Genomic DNA, 22673 nt, shown 5'->3' on the forward strand with positions numbered 1-22673 from the left:
TGAATATGTTGCAAAGTTGAGCCGAAAATCATAGCGAGTCAATTAGTCAAAAAAACATGACTAGAAAATACATCCTAGTTTTGAGAAAATGCTTTTACAAAAAAGTGAGATTATCATTATAAAGTAATTGCAGGCTTGTAATTAATTGTTTATTTTTCACTTCGTAAAAATAGAAGTCAAAGATGAATTATATTCAAAAAATTAAACGCCTTTACAGCCTATCTGGAAATGAAAACTACGGATTTTCAGAAAAACAGATTCTCGATCTTGAGAAAACATTAAACGTAAAACTTCCTTCAAAAATCAAAGAATATTATCTGGAACTTGGGAAAGAAGAAAATCTTAATTACTGCTTTAACAGACTTTTGAAACCTGAAAATGAAATCGGATTTTCTGATGATGATTTTTTGGTTTTTTATGAAGAAAATCAAAACGTAGCTTTTTGGGGAATTAAAAAGGAAGATCTATTACAGGATAATCCGTCAGTATATGGCAATTACGACACAATAGAAAAATCAGATTGGGAAATAGAAACTGAGACATCGGAGAACTTTTTTCTGCTGATGGCAGTTTTCAACGGTACTTTGGGCGGACTTCAATTTAATGGAAATTACTTAGGAGAAATAGACTCGCAAATTGTAAAGTTTGTAGAAGAAAATTATACGATTGTTCCCGAAATCAGCAGAGAAAATCAAAAAGTATATACAGATGATTTTTATGAGGTGATCAGTTTGTCATTCGATCAGGAAAACAATTGTACAGGAGCTTTTATTGGATCAAGCGATCAGGGACGATTTGATGCCATTCTTGATCTTGTTGATATTGATTGGTCTTATCTGTCTTATGACGATGAAGAATATGATGAAGAGGATGAAGAATAATCAAATTAAAAATGTGACAATAAAATAGAGAATGAGAGAATTAAATTATTTAGTAAAAATAGAAGGTAACGAAGCGCTTTTAGAAAAATTCATTAAAGCGATTGATAATAATACCGTTAAAATTGATAAAGCATATCCGAATCCGTATCTATTAGATTCGGGAGAAAAATTTCTGTTATCTCCCATAATTGAATATTTTTTCCAGACGAGACCTTTTTCAAAAGAGTTTTACATTTCGTTTGTTGAAAAACTTAGAAAACTTAACGGATTCGATAGCTACCGTTATACATTAGGATTGCAAGCTGAAGAATTGGTCTTTAATAGTTTTGAAAGAGTAAAAAAAGGCAAATACAAGATTTTTATACCTAAAACAAAAGAAGAACTTCCGAAACCCATATTGACAGAAGAACAAAAAGAGCTTTTGAGTTTTATATGTTATATTGCTGTTTCTCATATAAAGTATGGACCAAGTTATGCCACAGTTACAGCAAATGAGTATTTTGATGTGGTAACTGAATTAGGTTCTGATGAAGTAGAACAACTTAAGAAGTACGGAACAGGAAAACTTTCAAAAGAGTTAACAGAATACAAAGACAAAGATTTTGTAGGTAAAGCAAATGATGTTTTTGCTAAAATAAGTCTTAAACTAATTACCGAAACAGAAGAAAGTTATGCAAAAGCATTAAACTTCGTAAATAACCTTCTAAAATCTGATTTTCCTAAAAGTTTTGAAATTAGTTTTTCGTCCAAAACAAAAGAATTGCTTCCTGTAAAAGGACTTCCAAAATGCGGACAAAATTATTTTTTTGCTGGAGCGGTAAAATATCCAAATCTGCATAATGGTATTTTAGAATATATTGATCTTACTAAAAAGAAATACGAATGGTACACCAATCTTGAAGCCGAAAATTGTGCCATGCCTTCAACTTTTGCTGTTTTTGCTTTAGGATTGCAGGACGAAAAGTATTTTGATGCACTAGTAGATTATTATCAAACAATAGATGGAGAACATCAATCTATTCAGCAGAAATTTACACCAGTGTTTCTGGAGAAATTCGGAATAAACGAAAAATCAATTAAAGTCTATATCAATGCTGTTTTGTCAATGCAAGAACATCCGCATAATAAAGCTTTCATTTCTTATTTTACAAATGAAAATAGCTTGAAGTTATTATTGGATAATAAAGAGAATTTTGTTTCGTATTATTTTACAGAAGAAGATTTAAAAGAATATTCAGAAAGTAGCACTAATGTACAAGAAATGGCAGATTATTGCTGGGAAGGTGTGATCTATACTACGTTTGGACAAAGTAAAGGTTTTACTAAAATTAGCAAACAGCTTACGGATTCAGAAAGAGAAATCTTTGAGAAACTTTTGTAATGAAGCGTTATGAATAAGCAAATACAAATCGATGAACTCAACAATAACACTTTTTTCTGGAAGTATTATTTCTGTTGGTCGAGAGGCTATGATGAAAAAGAAGAACTCAATATTGATGAGGTTTTAGAAGTTGTAAAAACAGATGAAACCAAAGCATACGAATGGGAAAGATCATTTTTCAATGAAGAAGATATAGAGGAAAATCCAAGATATGTTGCAGGCGAAATAAATGATGATTTAAATTATGCAGTTGAATTTGCAGAATATGAAATCAACTTTTTCTTGAACGATATTTATATTGGGAATTTAGGAGGTCATTTTGAAGCTTGGTTTTTTACTTTGGATAAATTATTAGCTTTTGAAAAATATCCTAATCTGTTTCTTCTTTTTCTTCCAATGACAGGAATACAAGAAAATGAAAAAGCTGTTTTAAAACCCATAATGGTAAAACATTTAAACGCAATTCCAAAGTTTGAAGCACATTCAGAATATATTTCAGACTGTATTTTAAATGGATTAGTAATGCAATCTCCTTTTGTAGAAATAAAAGATATCGGATTGACAAATACCGAAAATCATAGTGTAAGAAACATAACAGATTATCCGCGCTACAAAGAAGATGTAACGAAATTGAATAAGATTCTGAAAAACAACTTAGTCCCTTAGAATCTTAGCTACTTAGTAGCTTAAAAGACTCATTAAACTTTCATTAACAAAAACTAATTTATCATTATTTTATATTTGTAGGAAACAAATTAATTCTAAAGCATTCTTCTCATGAAAATAAAGCCTTTTTTCTATCTATTTTTATTCGGTATTATTTCAGTTTCGGCTTATAGTCAGAATGTGAAACTGATAAATATTAATCAGCTTAATGAGAGAATCAAAAATGGGAAAGACAGTACATACGTCGTTAACTTTTGGGCGACTTGGTGTGCGCCTTGTATAAAAGAACTGCCGCATTTTGAGAAATTAGGAGCAGAATATAAATCAGAAAAACTGGCTGTTTTATTAGTAAGTCTAGATTTTAAATCGAAACTAACTTCAAATGTAATCCCGCTTGTAAAAAGGAAAAACTTAAAGAATGAAGTCTTTCTTTTAAACGAAAGTAATCCACAAGAATTTATTGATAGAATAGATCCAAGTTGGTCTGGAAGTATTCCAGCAACACTTTTTATTAAAAATGATAAACGAAAATTTGTTGAAAGCGAATTTACCTATGAACAATTATTAACTGAATATAAAAAACTGTAAACCATTATGAAAAAAATAATCTTATTACTAGCATTAGCATTTTCTGCTTTTCTTTCGCATGCCCAAAGTGGCGTAACACTAAAAGCGGGCGACGCAGCACCAGATTTCAAACTGAAAAATGTGGACAACAAAGACGTTTCTTTTGGAACTTTTAAAGATGCAAAAGGATATATTGTTGTTTTTACTTGCAATACTTGTCCTTACGCAGTAGGATACGAGCAAAGAATTATCGATTTGGATAAAAAGTTCAAACCACAAGGATATCCGGTAATTGCAATCAATCCAAACGATCCTGAAGCTTCTACAGCAGATACTTTTGCTAAAATGCAAGATTTGGCAAAAGACAAGAAATATCCTTTCCCATATTTATTTGATCCAGGACAAAAAATTACTGATGAATATGGAGCAAAACGTACACCTCACATCTTTATCGTTTCTAAAACAGCAAAAGGAAATGTTGTAGAATACGTAGGAGCAATCGATAATGATCCAGAAGGAAATAATCCGCAAAAGACAAAATATGCAGAAGAGGTTATCGCATCATTAAAAAGCGGTCAAAAACCAGCCATTACACAAACTAAAGAAATTGGCTGTACAGTAAAAAGAAAAGCAAAAGCTTAATTGTTTTGTTTCAGGCTTCAAGTTTCAGGTTAAACGTAACGGAATAAAACGTGAAACTTTAAACAAAAAAATAATAAAATACAAACGCCCCATATTTGGGGCGTTTCTTTTGGCATGTATAATGAACAAGTTTACTTTTTATCTATTCTATAAAGTCTTCCTTGATCGGTAACGGCGTATAATGCTTCATCTTTTCCTTGTGTAATATCTCTAAATCTTTGACCTTCGCCAGCCAATAATCTTTCTTCTCCAGCCACTTTATTGTCTTTAAAAGCTAAACGCACAATATGCATACCGCTCAAAGCACCAATAAAAAGATTATTCTGCCATTCAGGAACGCGGTTTCCAGCGTAGAAAGTCATACCGCTTGGCGAAACTACAGGATCCCAGTAATAAACAGGCTGTTCCATTCCAGTTTGTTGCGTAATTCCTTCTCCAATTTTCGTACCACTATATTCGATTCCGTAAGTAATTGTTGGCCAGCCGTAATTTGCTCCAGCTGTAATTCTATTAATTTCGTCACCACCTCTAGGGCCATGCTCGCTTTGCCATAATTCTCCCGTAGTTGGATGAATTGCCAATCCCTGCGGATTTCTGTGTCCAATACTATAAAGTTCTGGTAAAGCTCCCGTTTGTGTAAAAGAAGGATTTCCCGGCGCTGCTTGTCCGCTTGTTGTAATGCGAACAACTTTACCCAAACTGCTGGTAACAGATTGCGCTAAAGGGCGCGTTTCTAATACAGATCTTTCGCCAATGCTTACAAATAGATTTCCTGTTTTATCAAATAAAACTCGGCCTCCGTAGTGCAATGTGCTGGCATTTGGCGTATTAGAACGGTAAATGACGTTAACATTTTCAATTGCTGTTTCATTGTCCGAAATTCTGCCTTTCGCTACAGCGGTAATATTTCCGCCTGCAACAATTTCAGAAAAAGCCCAGTAAATCATTCGGTTTGTAGCAAATGCAGGGTCAAGGCAAATTCCGAGTAAACCACCTTGACTATCAGGATTAACAGCAGGAACACCAGTTAAAGCATTACTGATAACGCCTGTTTGAGTTACGATTTTAATTTTGCCTGCTTTTTCAGTTACCAAAAGGCGTCCGTCGGGAAGATAGGCAACTCCCCAAGGAGCGCTTAAACCGTTGGTGATTACTTTAGATTCAACCTCGGTGGTTGTTTGAATGCTTCCTGCTCGTGTTTGTCCAGAAAATGCTGGTTTATAAGTAGTGTTTGCAGTTCCAGTTTCTACTGGAGGTCCTGTTGGTCCTGGATCTGTGCCTCCTTCAGTATTGTCGTTATTAGAACAACTGCTCAATGCTAGAATTCCGGCTAGAAGAAAAATACTTTTTTGAATTATCATAATGCTTTCATTTTGGTGGTTAAAAATAAATTTTTGCATTACCGAACATTTCTAGAAAGAATAGAGATTCATTAAAAATCGAAATGGTTAGTTTCGAGCGAATACTCTGTTTTGTTTTCAATTAAGAATGCCTAAATGCTAGTGCCATTTTTTATGAAGCAGATGAATTTCAAAAAACAGAAATTAAACTTCTTTCGGAAAGCATTTAGTGGGACATGCCTTATTGGAACGGAAAATTGTTACAAAATATTGCCATAAAACAAGGGTTTGTTCTCTTCTTAGCAGAAATTTAACGTTCTAAAATTCAAGAAGTATTAAGCTGAGGTCTTGCCTTTAAAGGTATTTTTAAAGGCTTTTTAGTTTTTTCATGAAGACTGGAAAAACTTCATTTAGTTCTTCAAAAAGAGGATTTTTGCGGTTTTTTATTTTTATTTCGCTGAATAATTTTAATCCTAAAGCAAACTGAACAGCTTCAGATTCGTTTGCGAAAATGTTTTTAGACTTTATTCTTTCAATAATTCCAAAGATTTCATCGTGATTGTCAAATTCTATTCCGAGTTCTTTTGCCGGTTCGGTTTCACCGTTTGCATATTCCTTAAGGCTTAAAGTAAGGTAATATTTGTTTGATCTTTTTTCCATGATTTTTGTAATTCTTATTCTAAATTTATTTCAGCCATTTATCGACTAATGTCTTAAAGGCTTCTTTATATTGTTCGCCAACCGTTATTTCTATTTTATCAATAAAAATGGAGTTTTTACTAATGGCGCTTATTTTATCTAATGAGACAATGAAAGAACGATGTACGCGCATGAATTTTGAAGAAGGAAGTTTTTCTTCTAGAGCTTTAAGCGAAATAAGAGACATTAAGGCTTTCTGCGAATCTTCAAGATGTACTTTTACATAATCTTTTAAACTTTCTATGTACGTAATATCTTTTAGCGAAATTCTAACCCATTGATATTCTACCTTCAAGAAGATAAATTCATCATCGGCAGCAATAGTATTAAAGTTATTATTGGCTTCTTCAGATAATTGTAAAACTTTGCTTGAAGCACGCAAAAATTCTTCGTAACTAAAAGGCTTCAAAAGATAATCTACCGCATTAACTTTATAACCTTCAATTGCATAATGATTGTAAGCCGTAGTAAAAATAATTTTTGGTAAAGGTCCAGGCTGATCTTGTATTAATCTTGCCAATTCCATTCCGCTTAAATTAGGCATATTAATGTCTAAAAAAACAAGATCTGGTTTTGTTTCCCTGATAAGTCCCATGGCATCGACAGCATTGTCGCAGGTCGTAATTAATTCTAAAAACGGAGTCTGCTCTATAAAGGTTTCTACCAGTCTTAAAGCCAATGGTTCGTCATCTACTGCTATACATTTTAATACTGTCATTGCTCTAAATTTATCTTCAATTTAATTTTATATGTTCCGTGATCCGTAACTCCAAAAGAAATAAAATGCTGATTCGGATAAATCAATTGCAGTCTTCGTTTGGTGTTGGTCAAACCAATTCCGCCTACATCAGTAACTGCTGTTTTTTCGAAATAAGTGTTTTCAACTTCAAATTCCAGCTCGCTTTCATTTTGCGTAAGCTTAATGTAAATCTCACTTTTATCAGTGGCATGAACACCATGTTTAAAAGCATTTTCTACTAAAGGTAGTAATAACATCGGAACAATTGGGTAATCATGTATCTTTTCAGGAATATCTGTCGTAATAGTCAGTTTACTATTGGCACGAAGTTTCATTAATGCAATGAAATCTCTCATAAATTCAGCTTCTTTCAGCAACGTTGTTTTTTCTTCTGTGCTGTAAAGCAAATATCGCATCATACGGCTCAAAGTGTGAAGCGCATTCCTAGAATCTTCAATATCGGTGTAAGTAAGAGAATAAATGCTATTAAGCGAGTTAAAGAAAAAATGCGGATTGATTTGTGCCTTGAGCATTGCAAGTTCTGCAGCCGTTTTATCCTGTTCTAACTTTTGTTTATGTTGAGCCGCTTTTTGCCAATATTGCAACATCGCCCAGCTTGTGCTTATTCCTAAAACAAGTAAACTAAGCATTAAAACATAATTGTCAAAATAAGGATTTTTATATTTTTTGAATCCTAGAATCAAACTTATTTTGGTGTGAAGATCAGTTTGTGAAGTATAAAAGTATGCAATAACCTGCATAACAAAAATCGTAATAAAAGCCCAAACTAGAAAAGGAGAAGTATTGTCTTTAAAAATGGTTCTTGGAACTATAATTCTTGCATTCGAATAAAAAATGATGATCAGTAAAATCAATAAGACCATTTGCCAGAGCCAGAAGACACCAGGTAGTGTTACATTCCAAGTTAAAGGTATGTAAAACAGCATTATAAAGCCTAATAATACCCAGCTCAGTATGTGTAATCCGGTAAATAAGTAAGGTCTGAAAAAGCTTGGTCCCATTGTAATTCTTGATATTTATGGACAATATTACATTTTATTCAAATACAATTTTTTGGTAATCGCTAAAATGGGATTTAGAGTCTCTAAAAAGCATTTTAGAGCCGATAAGATGAAAATTAAACACTTGTTTAATATTTTAAATAAAACCATCGGTTCTCATCTTACTTTTATCGATTCTCTTTTGCTCTTCGTCTATTTGAAATTTTTCGTATCTTATATTTTATTTCTTTTGTTCACATATAATCGATAATTACACATTTTTCACAATGACTAAGCAATCATTTTTAAGCATCCTCGCAGCATCACTTATTATCGCTTCTTGCGGTAAAAATGATAAATCGGCTCAAGCCGGAGGTGCGCCGCAGATTAAAGAATATAAGACTGTGACATTACAGCTAAAATCAGCGACATTAAACAGCGATTTTCCTGCTAGTATCCAAGGACAGCAAAATATAGAAATTCGCCCAAGAGTTGAAGGCTATATTGATAAAATTTTTGTTGATGAAGGTGCTGTAGTTAAAGCAGGACAGCCTTTATTTAAGATTAGCGCTCCAGAATATGAGCAGCAAGTTCGTACTGCGACAGCAAGCATTAAAAGTGCCCAGGCAGAAGTTAGTTCAGCTAAATTGGCTGTGAATAAGGTAAAACCATTGGTTGAGAAAGGAATTATCAGCAAATACGATTTAGAATCGGCTCAATATACTTATGAGTCAGCTATGGCATCTTTAGCGCAAGCAAATGCAGCTTTAGTAAATGCTAAAGTTAATTTAGGATATACAACTGTTACAAGTCCAGTAAATGGAGTTGTAGGTTCAATACCTTTCCGTTTAGGAAGTTTGGTGAGTTCTAATACAGCTGAGCCTTTAACAACAGTTTCAAGTATTGGTAATGTATATGCATATTTTGCAATGAATGAAAAAGTTCTGCTAAATTTTACTAAAGACGCAGGAGGTTCATTAAACCAAAAAATTAAAAGTATGCCAGATGTTTCTTTATTGCTTTCAGACGGTTCGACTTATGATCAAAAAGGAAAAATAGAAACCGTAAACGGATTAATTAATACAGAAACAGGTACTGTAAACTTTAGAGCACGTTTCCCAAATCCAAAAGGAATTATCAGAAGCGGAAGCAGTACCACAGTTCAAATTCCGAACTACGTTAAAGACGCCATTATAATTCCTCAAAGCGCCACTTTCGAATTACAAGATAAAATGTTTGCAGTTATTGTAGGAAAAGACAAAAAGACAACAAATGCTAATATCACAGTGCTAGACAATTCAGCAGGAAACTATTATGTGGTAACAAGCGGTTTAAAAGCTGGAGATGAAATCGTATTAGAAGGAGTAGCTTCATTGAAAGAAGGAACTGAAATTAAACCTAATAATCAAAGCCAAGAAGCAGTTTACGCCGATTTAAAATAAAAAAAATGTTTAAAAAATTTATACAAAGACCCGTACTCTCGACGGTAATATCTGTTATTATCGTCATCTTAGGTGTTTTAGGCCTAATTGAGTTACCGATTTCCCAATATCCGGATATCGCGCCGCCAACGGTAAACGTTGCAGCAAGTTATACTGGAGCCAATGCAGATGTGGTACTTAAAAGTATCGTAATTCCGCTTGAGGAACAAATTAATGGTGTAGAAAACATGACTTACATGACTTCTACAGCAACAAATGATGGTAACGCATCAATCAAAGTTTTCTTTAAAGTTGGTACAAATCCTGATTTGGCAGCGGTAAACGTTCAGAATAGGGTTTCTAGAGCAACCAGTTTATTGCCAGTAGAGGTAACTCAGGCTGGGGTTACAGTAACCAAAAGTCAGAGTAGTAACTTGTTGATTTTCTCTTTATATAGCGATGATAAAGCTTACGATCAGACATTTCTTCAAAACTATGCAAAGATTAATCTTGTACCGCAAATTCAGCGTGTAGTTGGGGTAGGAGATGTAACCGTTTTTGGTGCCAAAGATTACTCGATGAGAATCTGGCTAAAACCAGACATAATGCAGCAATACAAACTGATTCCAAGTGATATTTCGGCAGCTTTAGCAGAACAAAATATCGAAGCAGCACCAGGTAAATTTGGTGAAAACGGAAATCAGGCATTTCAATATGTAATTAAATACAAAGGACGTTTAACAAGCGCTCAGGAATTTGGAGACATTGTTATAAAATCTGTTGGAAATGGACAGATGCTTAGACTTAAAGATGTGGCCAAAGTTGAATTGGGATCTTTAAGTTATTCATCAACCATTAAAACAAACGGAGTAGAATCGGCAGCAATGGCGATTAGCCAGACTCCTGGATCTAATGCTCGTGATGTAATTATCAATTCTAAAAAACTGATTGAAGAAGCTGCAAAAAGTTTTCCAAAAGGAATGAAGTACACTATCATGGTGGACGTTAACGAAAACTTGGATGCTTCTATCGAAAAAGTAATTCACACTTTGGTTGAAGCCTTTATATTGGTTTTCATCGTAGTATTTATTTTCCTTCAAGATTTTAGATCAACTTTAATTCCAGCAATTGCGGTTCCAGTTGCTATTGTGGGTACGTTCTTCTTCCTGAATTTATTCGGATTTACGATCAACTTATTGACGCTTTTTGCGATGGTTCTAGCCATTGGTATTGTGGTCGATGACGCGATTGTCGTCGTCGAGGCCGTTCACGCCAAGTTGGATCACGGATATAAATCGGCTAAAAAAGCGACTATTCATGCAATGGACGAAATTTCGGGAGCGATTATTTCGATTACCTTAGTAATGGCTGCGGTATTTATTCCCGTAACCTTTATTAACGGATCAACTGGAGTATTCTACAAGCAGTTTGGTATTACACTGGCGGTTGCGATTATTCTTTCGGCAGTAAATGCCTTGACTTTGAGTCCGGCTTTATGTGCGCTTTTATTGAAACCGCATGCAGATGATCACAAACATAAAAGTTATTTACAGCGTTTTTATACTTCATTTAACGTGGCATTCGACAATGTTACAGCACGATACAAACGTTCTGTAAGTTTTCTTTCTGCGAAAAAATGGATTGCATTGGCTTCAATTGTAATTGCTGGTGCTGCGTTGGTTTATATGATGAAAACTACGCCATCTGCTTTCGTTCCTTCAGAGGATCAGGGAACTGTTTTCGCTAATATTAGTTTGCCGCCATCGGCTTCTATGGAGCGTTCGGATATTATTGCTAAAAGAGTAGATAGTATTGCGAAAACCATTCCTGGAGTTAAAAATACACTTCGTATTGTTGGACAGAACTTTACGGCTGGAGCAGGTAGTGCTTACAGTATGGTTATTGTAAAATTATATCCTTGGGATCAGCGTGATTTAAGTGTTGATGATGTAATTGGGCAGCTTTTTGCTAAAACAAGCGGTATTCGCGAAGCAAGTATATTCTTTATTTCGCCTCCAACCATTCAAGGTTTTGGACAAAGTGGTGGATTCGAATTCCAATTGCAGGATAAAGGAGGACATACGACTTCTGAGTTTTATAAAGTGAATAATGAATTCTTAGCGAAATTATCTGAACGTCCAGAAATTCAATATGCGACAACGCCATTTAACCCTGGTTTCCCTCAGTATATGATGGATATTAATTTAGCGAAAGCGAAAGACGCAGGAGTTTCTGTAAATACGATTCTATCAACTATGCAAGGATATTATGGTGGATTGTATGCTTCGAATTTCAATAAATTCGGAAAACAATACCGTGTAATGGTTCAAGCAGCTCCAGAATTTAGAGCTAATACAGAAGGATTGAATAAAATTTTCGTTCGAAACAGCGCAGGAAATATGGCGCCAATTACCGAGTTTGTAAAAATGACCAGAGTTTTTGGACCAGAATCTATTTCGAGATTTAACTTATTTACGTCAATTTCGATTACAGGAGCACCAAAACCAGGTTATAGTTCTGGAGATGCTATTAAAGCAATTCAAGAAGTGGCAGCAGAAAATCTTCCTGCAGGTTATGGATATGAATTTTCAGGTTTAACGCGTGAGGAATTAGCTTCAGGAAGTGAAACGATATTCATTTTCCTTTTATGTTTGGTTTTCGTTTATTTCTTACTGAGTGCACAATACGAAAGTTACATTTTGCCATTTGCAGTATTATTATCGATTCCGTTTGGATTAGCAGGAGCGTATTTATTCTCGATTATTTTTAAATTAAATAGTAATATTTACCTGCAGATTTCCTTAATCATGCTTATCGGACTTCTGGCGAAGAACGGTATCTTGATTGTCGAATTTGCTTTGGATAGAAGAAGAAAAGGGCTTCCAATTGTACAAGCTGCTATTGAAGGAGCAGTAGCGCGTTTACGTCCAATTCTGATGACTTCGTTTGCCTTTATTTTAGGATTAGTTCCGTTGATGTTTGCCAAAGGTGCAGGTGCTGTTGGTAATAAATCTATTGGTACTGGTGCCGTTGGTGGTATGTTAATCGGAACCATTTTAGGGGTATTTGTTATTCCAGTTCTGTTTATCATTTTCCAAAACTTGCAAGAAAGAATAAGTGGTCCAGCGAAAGATGGTTATGATGATGACGATGATGATGAAGACGAAATTCATTTAATAGAAGCTCACAAAGAGTAAAATTTAATTACAACAAAAATGACGAATAGTTCTAATAAATATATTTTACTGGTAATAACAGCCGCACTTATTAGTGCGTGCTCTGTTACCAAGAAATACGAACGTCCCACAACTTTAAAAACAGATCAATTGTATCGTGATCAGTCTACACAAGATTCGACTACAATTGCAGACATGCCTTGGAATACTGTTTTTAAAGATGAAAAATTAAATGCATTAATTCAAAAAGGTTTAGAACAAAACTTGAATCTGAAAAATGCAATTGAGAATATTGTTCAGGCAAGAGCTTCTCTGCGTCAGAGTAAATTGGCTTATTACCCAAGTTTGCAGTTGGACGCCAATGTAACTCATAACAAGCAATCTCAAGCAGGATTAAACTTTCCGGCAGGAATCAATATTAATACTTTAACGACTACTTACAAATTAGGCGTAAGCAGTTCTTGGGAAATTGATGTTTGGGGAAAATTAAGCAGTGCTAAAAGAGCGGCTCTAGCAACTTATTTAGCTTCTGATGCTGCAAAACAAGCCGTTCAGACGCAGTTGATTGCTGATATTGCCAATAATTACTTCTTGCTATTATCGTATGATGAATCGTTGAAAATTACGGAAGAAACCTTAAAAAGCCGTATCGAAAACGTTGCAACCATTAAAGCTTTAAAAGAAGGAGCAATTGTAACTGGTGCAGCTGTTGTTCAGAGTGAGGCCAATCAGCACGCGGCCGAAGTTTTAATTCCAGATTTAAAACAAAGTATCCGCGAAACCGAAAACGCTTTAAATATTTTACTGGGACAAGGACCTGGGCCAATTGATAGAGGAGTGCTAGGAACACAGATTATTCCTGAACAAATTGCAATCGGAATGCCAGCACAGTTATTGAATAATCGTCCTGATGTCCGTCAAGCGGAATTTAATTTCAGAGTCGCTTTTGAGTCGACTAATTTGGCTAAAACTTATTTTTACCCAAGTTTGACGCTTACAGCAAGTACTGGATTTTCAAATTTAGAGTTGAATGATTTCTTCAGCCACTCTATTTTTTATTCGATTATTGGGGGATTGACACAGCCTTTATTTAATCATGGTTTAAACAAAATGAGATTGACTACAGCGCAGTCACAACAATTGCAAGCATACAACAATTTCCAACAAAGTCTTTTAGTGGCTGGTCAGGAAGTTTCAAATGCTTTGTATGCGTACCAAATGGCTGTTGAAAAAGAAGATTCTAGAGCGAAACAAATTGCAGCTTTAGAAAAAGCAGTAGACTTTACACAAGAACTTTTAGAATACAGTTCGGCAACTAACTATACAGATGTATTAACATCTCAACAAAATCTTTTAGCAGCACAATTGAACGGAGTTAATGATAACCTGCAAAAATTACAAGCTGTTATTAATTTGTACAGAGCGTTGGGTGGTGGTTGGAAATAATTGTTTATAATGATAAAAACCGTCTCAAAACCTGAGACGGTTTTTTGAAAAGTACGTCGTTTAAAAAACGCTCTCCGTCGATTAGTTTGATGATTTTGTATAATGAATGCTTGAATCGAGAATCTTTGGCATTACTTTCGATTAATATCTACTAAGATTAACATTTAAATTCTAAAGAAATGAAAAAGTTTATATTCGCCTCAGTGCTTTTTATGAGTGCATTTTTTGCTCAAGCTCAGGTATCAGTAAATGTAAATATTGGTACACCTCCAAATTGGGGACCGTTAGGTTACGACAACAGCAGATACTATTATTTGCCAGACATCGATGTATATTATGATGTAAATCAAAGCGTATTTATTTACGACAACAGCGGAAAATGGGTTCGTGAAAGAAGACTTCCGTCAAGATATAGAAACTATGATTTGTATTCTGGTTATAAAGTAGTTTTGACAGATTATAGAGGAGATGCTCCGTACTATTATCACACAAAACACAGAACTGAATATCCGAAAGGTTACCACGGAAAACCTCAAAAAAATAGAGGCGAAAAACCAAAAGGTAACAACGGAAATCATTACGGAAACGATAAAGGAAAAAACAAAGAAAATAAGTCAGACAAGAACCACGATCACGGTAATGGCAAACACCATTAAATAAACATGACTAAAAGAAAACGCCTCCAATTGGAGGCGTTTTTGATTTTTTATAGCCACTAATTTCACGAATTAACACGAATTTTTATTTTTATAAAAGGGTGTAATTTATGCTAATTCGTTGCTAAAATGAATTGCCTCCAGCTAAAGCTGGAGGCAATTGATATTTAAATATTTTTTAAAAATAAATTTGTGCTAATTCGAGTAATTCGTGGCTAAAAGAAATCCTTTTAATCCAAATAATCTGTGGCAAAAAACTATTCAGAGAGAGTTTTTACTTTATGACCAAAAGCCCCAAAAGAAAGAATGATCAAAAAGCAAACTAACGGAATAATATACCCAGACTGAATATCATCGTGATTCATATCGATTAAAGTTCCCATTCCGTACGGAATAATAGCACCACCAACAATCGACATTACCAACCAAGAAGAACCCGTTTCAGTATTCGATTTCAAACCTTTAATTCCTAAAGAGAAAATTGTTGGGAACATAATTGACATAAAAAATCCGATTCCTCCAAGAGCGTAAATCACTACAATTCCAGATCCGTAAATAGCAACCAGACAAAGTAAAACACTCATTACACAATAAATTGACAACAAAACATAATCTTTTACAAAACGTAAAAAGAATGTTCCAATAAAACGTCCTGCCATAAAAAGGAAACCATAGATTCCTAAATAATATCCAGCCGTTTTTTCGTCTAATCCAGCACCTTGCTGTGCAATTCTGATAAAGAAACTCGTAATACAAACCTGCGCCCCAACATAGAAAAATTGAGCTACAACGCCCCAGCTTAAATGTCTGAATTTTAAAACCGAGAAAAATCCAGGTTTAATTTCAGCTTCTGCATGAGTTGCTTTCATTGAAGGCAATTGTACGAAATAAAATATAACAGCGACCAAAACTAAGATGCTTCCTAAAACAATATAAGGCATTTTTACAGAAGCCGCTTCGCCCAATAAATAAGCCGCTTTTTCAGTTTCTGGCATTGCCGCCATTTGTTCTTTTGTATGATTTGTTCCCGAAAGAATAAATAATGAACCCACAATAGGAGCAACCATGGCAGCTAATCCGTTAAAAGAAGCTGCTAAATTCAATCTTTTAGAAGAAGATTCTGCAGGTCCTAAAATCGCTGCGTATGGGTTTGCACTGGTTTCTAAGATAGTTAAACCGCATCCAATTACAAAAAGAGCAAATAGAAACAATTCGTAAGTTCTGGTATTAGCTGCTGGAACGAACAAAAAGGCTCCTGATGCAAAAACTAATAATCCAGTAATTATACTGTTTTTATAACCAAATCTTTTAATCAGCATTCCTGCAGGAATCGCCATAATGAAGTAAGCGAAGAATACAGAAGTATCAATAAGAGTAGACTGGCGATTGTTTAATTCGCACGCTTTTTTCAAGTGCGGAATTAAAACTGAATCTAAGTTGTGAGCCATTCCCCACAGAAAAAATAGGCATGTAACGAGGATAAAAGGCAATAGATATTGCTTTTGATTTCCTCCTTCTGTTGGCACTTCATGTTGATCGCCGGCTTGGTTTGTAATTTGCATTCGTGTGATAGTTTTAAGTTGTTTTTTAGTGGTTCTCGCAAAGTCGCAGAATCGCAAAGTCTTTCAAATTGCTTTACTTTTAACTCTGCGTCTTTGCGACTTTGCGAGATTGTTATAAAGCTAATATTTAAGATTTTCTTTTCACAAATAAAAGGTGATCGCAAACAAGAACTACTTCACCTCTTTGGTTAATAATTTCCACATGTTCTGTAACAGCTCCCATTTCAGGATTTTTGGCTTCGCCTTTTTCAGAAATAGTTACTTCAGAGTGAATAGTATCGCCGATATGAACTGGTTTTACAAAACGCATTTTATCATATCCTCTAGAAAAAGCTTCCGGATTTATTTCTGAAGCAGTTAATCCGATTCCGATGGCAAAAACCATGGTTCCGTGTGCGATTCTTTGTCCGAAAGGTTGTGTTTTACACCATTCTTCGTCCATGTGATGAGGAAAGAAATCTCCTGTGTGTCCGGCATGAACTACGAAGTCAGTTTCTGTAATTGTTCTGCCTAAAGTTATTCGTTTGTCGTCGATTTGATAATCTTCGAAAAAAGTTGATTTAAAATACATAATTTATTCTTTTTATTCGCCAGCTCTTTCAAATAGATTTCAAAATCAGGTTTGTTTTGAAGAGGACTTAAATTTTGTTTTTTGGTTTTGAAATATAGTGTTTTAATTACACTTCATCAAAAGAAATTCCGCCGTTTTTGTTACTTTCATAACAAGCTTCTACAACTTTCATCGTCCCCAAAACATCTTGGACACTTGCAGACAATGTTGAGTCAGAACCTTCTTTGTAACGCATCAGATTAGACATTGCACCAATAAAAGCTTCTGGGAACCACGAACCTTCCAATTTTACTTCTGTCCATTCGTATTCATTTTCATTATCTTTTTTGGGCAATGCATACTCAAAAACATCAGGAAGACCGTCAGGATAGTTCATTAACAAGCCCATTTTTGCTTTAACTGCTCCCTTTGTTCCTTCCCATTTAATGTAGCTTTCTTCGTGTTTTGGACCAAAATGATGATCGTGATTTGTATTGATCACAACATGTTTATCTTCGCCATAATCCAAAATAATAGTAGATCGGCTTGATGATAATTTTTTAAGCGGATGTTTGGCCGTTTTTGCCAATACACTTTTCGGATTTCCCAGAAAAGATCGAATACAGTCAATATAATGCACGCTATGGAAAAGAATTTCCAATCTTGGATGTTCTTTAATTAAAGGAAACAATTCCCAAGGCGTATTTACGGTAACTTTAAATTCTAAATCGTATAATTCGCCAATAATTCCCTGATCGATTAAATATCTGGCTGCACTTACAAAAGAAGCAAAACGTAATTGGAAATTGATTGCAGCAACCAGATTTTTTCTTTCACAGACTTCGACAATTTCACGAGCCTGAGCCAAATCATTTCCCATTGGTTTCTGAATCAAAACTGCAGCTCCGTCTGGCAATTGTTCTAAAATTTCGATGTACTGATCAGGTAAAACCGTAATATCGTAAACAGCGTTTGACGGCGCATTTTTAACCGCATCGGCAACACTTTCAAAAACATGATCGATTTTGAATTGTTTCTGTAAATCGTATGCTTTCGAAATCGTTCTGTTTGTAATACCAAAAACTTTAAAACCAGCCATTTCGTATGCAGGAAGATGCGCATCTTTTACAATACCGCTCGCTCCAATAATCACAATGGGCTGTTCTGTTTGGGGAAGTAAAGGTTTATAGGGAATATTCATTTGTTCTATATTTTGAAATTAAGCCTGCCAATTTTAATTCTTGACAGAGCTGTGTAATGTTGTTCCTTGACTTAATTCTCTAATTTTTTTCTGAGTTTCTTCTAAAAGTATTTCAGATGGAATATCGGTTTCAATGGCTTTTAAAACAGTGCTATCAATCAATTCAGCTACTTTTGGCCAGATTGGCGTTTGAGGAAGTGTCAATGCATTTTCATGAAGCATTTCCAGTTTATGATAAAATGGAATCAAAGTATTGATTTCTGCATCTTTCCAAGTTGATTTTCTGCATCCAATACCGCCTTCAGTAGTTAATAGTTTATCGCTTTCGGGTGTAGTGGCAAATCTTAGAAAATCGTAAGCTAATTTTTTGTGCTTGCTTCCTGAGCCGATAGTATATAACCAATATACATTCAAAGAAGCTGTTTTATGCCCCGGATCAGATGGGAGGGAAGTGATATCGATTTTTCCTTTCACTTTAGATTCTTCAATTACTTCCGCCATAGAAGCAAACCCGAACCAATTGATTGCCATTGTAGCTTGTCCTTCGGCGAAAGCCAAACCTGCTTCAACTGAACCAAATTCTCTCGATTTTGGATGAACCGCATTTTTGTCATTGACCATTTTTCGATAAAAATCTAATGCTTTTATCGCTGCTTCATTATGAATGTCAATCTGATTTTTTTTGTTTAATAATGAACCACCGCGTGTCCACAATTGCAAACAGAAATCAAAAACCATATTATGTCCGTCTGGATAATTGGCAAAAACAGCACCGTATAAATTTTGCTCGGGACGATTAAAAAATGTGGCTATTTCTGCGAATTCCTGCCATGTTTTTGGTGTTGAAAGTTCGTAACCAAACTGTTTTTTAAAATTCTCTTTCTCCGTTTTGTTTTCGAATAAATCTTTTCGATAAATCAAACATTCTGGACCGTCATGAAAAGGAAGTCCGAAAATGCCGTTACTTAGTTTCTGCAAATGCAAAAGTGATTTGTGCCATCCAAAAGGATAATTTTCAGGCGGATTTTCGCCAATTAATGGAAATAAATTAAGAACCGCATTTTCGTTTACAGCATCAAAAATCCAATCGGTATTGATGTGGGCAATATCCCATTTTCCTTCTTTTAGACCTTTTTCTGAAATTGTAGTTTCATATAAATCATGAAGTTCTAAGGCAACCATTTCCGCTTCCATTTTTATATTGTTTTGAAGTGAAAATGCATCCCATAATTTTCGAAGTGTACTTTCGAAAGGATCGAATTTACGAACGGCGATTCTAATTTTTTCCATTAACAGTCAATAAATTCTTTAATAATTTTCTCGTTGTCCTGACCCAGTTTCGGAGAACCTTTTCCTGAAATAAGATATTCGCCGTCGATTTTTATCGGACAGCGCGTTGTTTTATATGTATATCCATCCAACATTTCGACTTGCTGGGTAAAATTCAAAACCTTAAATCCGTATTCAGCAAATAACTGCTGATAGTTTAAAACTCCTGCACACCAAATGTCTGCAGGTTCTAAAATGTCCAGCCAAAACTGTGTTTCCTGCGTTTGCAAATGCTCTGCAAGTATATTTTTGATTTCGTCTCTAAGCGTGAATTTATTTTCTGGGAAAGCCAATAAAGCATCACATTGTAGCAAAGAAGCCAAAACAGGAATAGATCCCATCGCAAGCGCTAAATAACCGTTTTTGGTTTTGTAAATTCCGTATGGAGCGCCCAAATAAGCGTGCGCGTTATTGGTTTTAGTTCGAACAGGCAATTCGCCTCCGTCATTAAAATACGTCGTAATGGTTTCAAATTGAAAATCAAATGCCGATTCCAACATACTGACTTGAATTTTTGCTCCAATATTATGCGTTGCTTTTCGGTATAAAGCAGCTAAAATTCCTTGCGCCAAATGTGCTCCGGCAAGCATGTCAACAATCGACAATCCCATTGGAACTGGGCCATCTTCTTGATTACCGCTCAGCCAAGTCAAAGCGGTTAAAGATTGTAAAAGCAAATCCTGACCCGGTAAATCTTTCAAATCGGGATGTTCTCCAAAACCTGAAATTGACCCATAAATTACATTTGGATTAATACTTTTTACATCTTCATAACTTAAACCAATGCGTTCCATAACTCCAGGTCTGAAATTATGCATGACAACATCGGCTTTCGCTAATAACTTTTTTAATTTTTGAAGTTCTTCTGGCTGTTTAAAATCAATTGCAAAAGATTCTTTGTTTCTGTTGATGGTATGAAAAACAGACGATTCGCCGTTCATAATCAAATCAGAAGTATATAAAGTACGGCAGATATCTCCCGTTCCCGGTTTTTCAATTTTTATCACACGCGCTCCCAAATCGGCCAGACGTAAACTCGCTGACGGCCCCGAAAGAAACTGACTGAAATCTACAATTAAATAATCTTCTAATGGTTTCATTTCAAATCGTTTAAAAATTGTTCGTGTATAATCAAATTGTCTTGTCCTACTTTTGGCGCTGCTTTTTCACTTAATAAAATCTCACCATCCAATTGTATTGGACTTCTGGTGGTTACCAAAGTTTCGCCTTCGGTATTTTTTACGGTTTGTTTCAGCTGTAATTCAGTTACAAAAGGCTGATTATCCAGTTCTTCATAATTGAAAACTTTTCCGCACCAGATGCCTTCTTTCTGCAAGATTTCAATCCAATAATCAGAAGTTTGGGTTTGAATTTTTTCGCTCAAAATCGTTCTGATTTCGTCGCGTTTTTCAAACCAAAGGTGTTTATCAGCGAAAGCGTTTAAATCTAATCCTAAGGTTTTTCCAATAAAAAGTAAATCGCCCATTGCCAGCGATAAATATCCGTCTTGAGTTGGATAAACGCCATAAGGAGCGCTTAAGAAAGCATGTGCACTTCCTTTAATGTCACCTCTTTCAGGCTGTTGCCCGCCATCGTTTAAGAAAGAAGTAATGGCTTCAAATTGTACATCGAGAATAGATTCTAATAAGCTAACTTCAACCAAAACTCCTTTTTTTGTTTTGGCTCTTTTTAAAAGCGCTGCTAAAATTCCCTGTACAAAATGATTGCCACACATTAAATCGGCTACAGCCAAACCAAAAGGAACTGGGCCTTGGCTTTTACGTCCACTTAACCAGCTTAATCCAGAAAGCGATTGTAACAATAAATCTTGTCCCGGTTTTTTTGCCCACGGTCCTTCATTTCCGTAACCTGTAATGGTTCCGTAAATAATCTGCGGATTTATAGAAAGCGTATTTTCAAAATCTAAACCGATTTTTTCCATCACTCCAGGTCTGAAATTATGCGTCATAATATCAGCCTTTTCGATTAGTTTTTTAATTAAAACCAAATCGTCAGGATTTTTCAAATCGGCTGCAAAAGATTCTTTGTTTCTATTAATCGTATGAAAAAGCAAACTGCTATCATCAACAAATAAATCTTTGATGCTCAATTGTCTGCAGGCTTCACCTTTTATAGGACGCTCAATTTTGATAACGCGTGCACCCAAATCGGCTAGTTTTAATCCAGCTGAAGGACCTGCTAAAAACTGGCAGAATTCCAGAACAACTAATCCTTCTAAAGGTCTCATACGGTCTGGATTTTTAGAGATTCCGCGTAAAGCGAATTCATTTCTTCCAAAACTTTTAATTCGTCTCCGCCATTCATCAAATAATTACGAACCACATCTCCAGCATGATCCTGGAAATACATATGCCCATAATATCTCGGACGAAGGAAAGCGCGTTCTAAAGCAGGAAGTGTGTTTTTGAAATAATCATGCGTCACGCCATTAATTCTCTCGCTTTTCCAAGCTTGCAAATGACCCGGCTGACCGCCATTGTCAGTATAAATATTTTGCTGAACCTGTGATGAACAAGTAAATTCTGCATATTTTATGGCAGTTTCAATATGTTCGCTGAATGAAGAAACAGCCAATCCAGTTCCTCCCAAAGAAGAAATCATTGGATTCTCATTCAATTTTACTAAATCATAAAAATGTAAAAGGTTTTGGCTGTAGCCAATGCGAGAATAATTAGAATAACCGTAAGCAAACGGGCAATACGCAATTTCGTCTGAATTAACCATCGCTTCATAAACCTGAATAGGATTACGATTAAAGTTAGATGGATCAATCAACTGCGTCAGTTCTCTAAACATTTGAAGTGCTTTGATTCCTGTTGTTTCAGAAATCACTTTTTGTTCAGACTGAAAAGGAGCTTCACCCAAACTACAGCAAAACATATAAAAACTCATTAAAACATCAACCGGAATTCCAGCAAAAGCAACTAAACCTTTTTTAGCCAATGCTAATAAATCGTCGTACGTTTTAGGAACTTCTAAATTGTTTTTTTCCAAAAGATCCAAGCGGGCAGAGGCAACTGGAGTTGCAGCATCAATTGGCAACGCCCATAATTTATCATGAAAAACATAACTTCCGTATGATTTTCCAACAGTATTACTTTCTTGATCTTTAATATATTCGTTTGATAAATAATCAGATAACGGAAGAATCGCTTTGGTCTGCGCTCCAAAACCTGTCCAAGGATGATCGATTACCAATAAATCAAATCTTTTGGCCAAGTCTTCGATAGAAGCATCTGCAAATTCTTGTAAACTTCTTTTCTCCCAAGAAATTTCAACTTCAGGATGTAATTCTGTAAAACGCTGCGATGTGGCAACCATAGGAAGCAAACCTCTTGTATGATTCCAAGTTATGCCTTTTAATTTTATCATTTTGTATGGGATTTTTTGATAAT

At 35.1% G+C, this 22673-nt stretch carries 20 protein-coding genes; 9 read left to right on the forward strand and 11 right to left on the reverse strand.

Annotated elements, in window-relative coordinates:
- Window positions 1–182: 182 nt before the first annotated feature.
- From AC1Q5Z_RS14685 to AC1Q5Z_RS14705, 5 genes are all read left to right on the forward strand, one after another.
- Window positions 183–881 carry an SMI1/KNR4 family protein gene (locus tag AC1Q5Z_RS14685; protein ID WP_492445574.1) on the forward strand — a complete coding sequence of 233 codons (699 nt, stop codon included), beginning with the start codon at window positions 183–185 and terminating at the stop codon, window positions 879–881.
- A 31-nt stretch (window positions 882–912) separates the two neighbouring features.
- Entirely contained in the window at window positions 913–2262 is a 1350-nt protein-coding gene (locus AC1Q5Z_RS14690) for a DUF6138 family protein (protein WP_492445576.1), read from the forward strand.
- A gap of 9 nt (window positions 2263–2271) precedes the next feature.
- The gene (locus AC1Q5Z_RS14695) at window positions 2272–2928 is read left to right on the forward strand and encodes an Imm19 family immunity protein (RefSeq protein WP_492445578.1); all 657 of its coding nucleotides are present in this window, start codon (window positions 2272–2274) and stop codon (window positions 2926–2928) included.
- Window positions 2929–3039: 111 nt separating this feature from the next.
- Entirely contained in the window at window positions 3040–3516 is a 477-nt protein-coding gene (locus tag AC1Q5Z_RS14700; protein ID WP_343584008.1) for a TlpA family protein disulfide reductase, read from the forward strand.
- 6 nt (window positions 3517–3522) lie between these two features.
- Entirely contained in the window at window positions 3523–4137 is a 615-nt protein-coding gene (locus tag AC1Q5Z_RS14705; protein ID WP_198857413.1) for a thioredoxin family protein, read from the forward strand.
- A gap of 131 nt (window positions 4138–4268) precedes the next feature.
- On the opposite strand, the gene AC1Q5Z_RS14710 is transcribed toward AC1Q5Z_RS14705, so the two are convergent.
- The 4 genes from AC1Q5Z_RS14710 to AC1Q5Z_RS14725 form a co-directional block, all read right to left on the reverse strand.
- On the reverse strand, window positions 4269–5498 hold the full coding sequence (locus AC1Q5Z_RS14710; RefSeq protein WP_343584004.1) for a PQQ-dependent sugar dehydrogenase: 1230 nt from the start codon (window positions 5496–5498) through the stop codon (window positions 4269–4271).
- 345 nt (window positions 5499–5843) lie between these two features.
- The gene (locus AC1Q5Z_RS14715) at window positions 5844–6137 is read right to left on the reverse strand and encodes a DUF3861 domain-containing protein (protein WP_286971268.1); all 294 of its coding nucleotides are present in this window, start codon (window positions 6135–6137) and stop codon (window positions 5844–5846) included.
- 25 nt (window positions 6138–6162) lie between these two features.
- Window positions 6163–6894, reverse strand: coding sequence for a LytR/AlgR family response regulator transcription factor (locus AC1Q5Z_RS14720; protein ID WP_198857410.1), 732 nt, complete (start codon window positions 6892–6894; stop codon window positions 6163–6165).
- The gene (locus tag AC1Q5Z_RS14725) at window positions 6891–7937 is read right to left on the reverse strand and encodes a sensor histidine kinase (RefSeq protein WP_343584000.1); all 1047 of its coding nucleotides are present in this window, start codon (window positions 7935–7937) and stop codon (window positions 6891–6893) included. The genes AC1Q5Z_RS14720 and AC1Q5Z_RS14725 overlap by 4 nt, the downstream gene beginning before the upstream one ends.
- Window positions 7938–8203: 266 nt before the next feature.
- Between AC1Q5Z_RS14725 and AC1Q5Z_RS14730 the strand changes: the two genes are divergently transcribed.
- From AC1Q5Z_RS14730 to AC1Q5Z_RS14745, 4 genes are all read left to right on the forward strand, one after another.
- On the forward strand, window positions 8204–9358 hold the full coding sequence (locus tag AC1Q5Z_RS14730) for an efflux RND transporter periplasmic adaptor subunit (RefSeq protein ID WP_202004790.1): 1155 nt from the start codon (window positions 8204–8206) through the stop codon (window positions 9356–9358).
- A 5-nt stretch (window positions 9359–9363) separates the two neighbouring features.
- Window positions 9364–12534 carry an efflux RND transporter permease subunit gene (locus tag AC1Q5Z_RS14735; RefSeq protein WP_198857407.1) on the forward strand — a complete coding sequence of 1057 codons (3171 nt, stop codon included), beginning with the start codon at window positions 9364–9366 and terminating at the stop codon, window positions 12532–12534.
- An 18-nt stretch (window positions 12535–12552) separates the two neighbouring features.
- Window positions 12553–13959 (forward strand): efflux transporter outer membrane subunit, encoded by a 1407-nt coding sequence (locus AC1Q5Z_RS14740; protein ID WP_492445582.1) that lies wholly within the window; start codon window positions 12553–12555, stop codon window positions 13957–13959.
- A gap of 179 nt (window positions 13960–14138) precedes the next feature.
- Entirely contained in the window at window positions 14139–14615 is a 477-nt protein-coding gene (locus AC1Q5Z_RS14745; RefSeq protein ID WP_198857405.1) for a hypothetical protein, read from the forward strand.
- Between the two features lie 257 nt (window positions 14616–14872).
- Here AC1Q5Z_RS14745 and fucP read toward each other — a convergent pair whose 3' ends face one another.
- The 7 genes from fucP to AC1Q5Z_RS14780 form a co-directional block, all read right to left on the reverse strand.
- Entirely contained in the window at window positions 14873–16177 is a 1305-nt protein-coding gene (fucP, locus tag AC1Q5Z_RS14750; RefSeq protein ID WP_492445584.1) for an L-fucose:H+ symporter permease, read from the reverse strand.
- Between the two features lie 127 nt (window positions 16178–16304).
- A complete protein-coding gene (locus AC1Q5Z_RS14755) occupies window positions 16305–16748 on the reverse strand; it encodes a MaoC/PaaZ C-terminal domain-containing protein (protein ID WP_198857403.1) in 444 nt (147 codons plus the stop codon).
- Window positions 16749–16854: 106 nt separating this feature from the next.
- Window positions 16855–17928, reverse strand: coding sequence for a Gfo/Idh/MocA family protein (locus AC1Q5Z_RS14760; RefSeq protein ID WP_198857402.1), 1074 nt, complete (start codon window positions 17926–17928; stop codon window positions 16855–16857).
- Between the two features lie 33 nt (window positions 17929–17961).
- Entirely contained in the window at window positions 17962–19218 is a 1257-nt protein-coding gene (locus tag AC1Q5Z_RS14765; RefSeq protein WP_492445587.1) for an extracellular solute-binding protein, read from the reverse strand.
- Entirely contained in the window at window positions 19218–20357 is a 1140-nt protein-coding gene (locus tag AC1Q5Z_RS14770) for a CaiB/BaiF CoA transferase family protein (RefSeq protein WP_492445589.1), read from the reverse strand. The genes AC1Q5Z_RS14765 and AC1Q5Z_RS14770 overlap by 1 nt, the downstream gene beginning before the upstream one ends.
- Window positions 20354–21505: a CaiB/BaiF CoA transferase family protein gene (locus tag AC1Q5Z_RS14775; protein WP_492445591.1), complete on the reverse strand. Its 1152-nt coding sequence runs from the start codon at window positions 21503–21505 to the stop codon at window positions 20354–20356. The genes AC1Q5Z_RS14770 and AC1Q5Z_RS14775 overlap by 4 nt, the downstream gene beginning before the upstream one ends.
- Window positions 21502–22650 (reverse strand): ABC transporter substrate-binding protein, encoded by a 1149-nt coding sequence (locus AC1Q5Z_RS14780; RefSeq protein WP_343583978.1) that lies wholly within the window; start codon window positions 22648–22650, stop codon window positions 21502–21504. Before AC1Q5Z_RS14780 ends, AC1Q5Z_RS14775 begins: the two co-directional genes overlap by 4 nt.
- Between the last annotated feature and the right edge of the window lie 23 nt (window positions 22651–22673).

The organism is Flavobacterium sp. GW823-FHT06G12, from assembly GCF_058794775.1.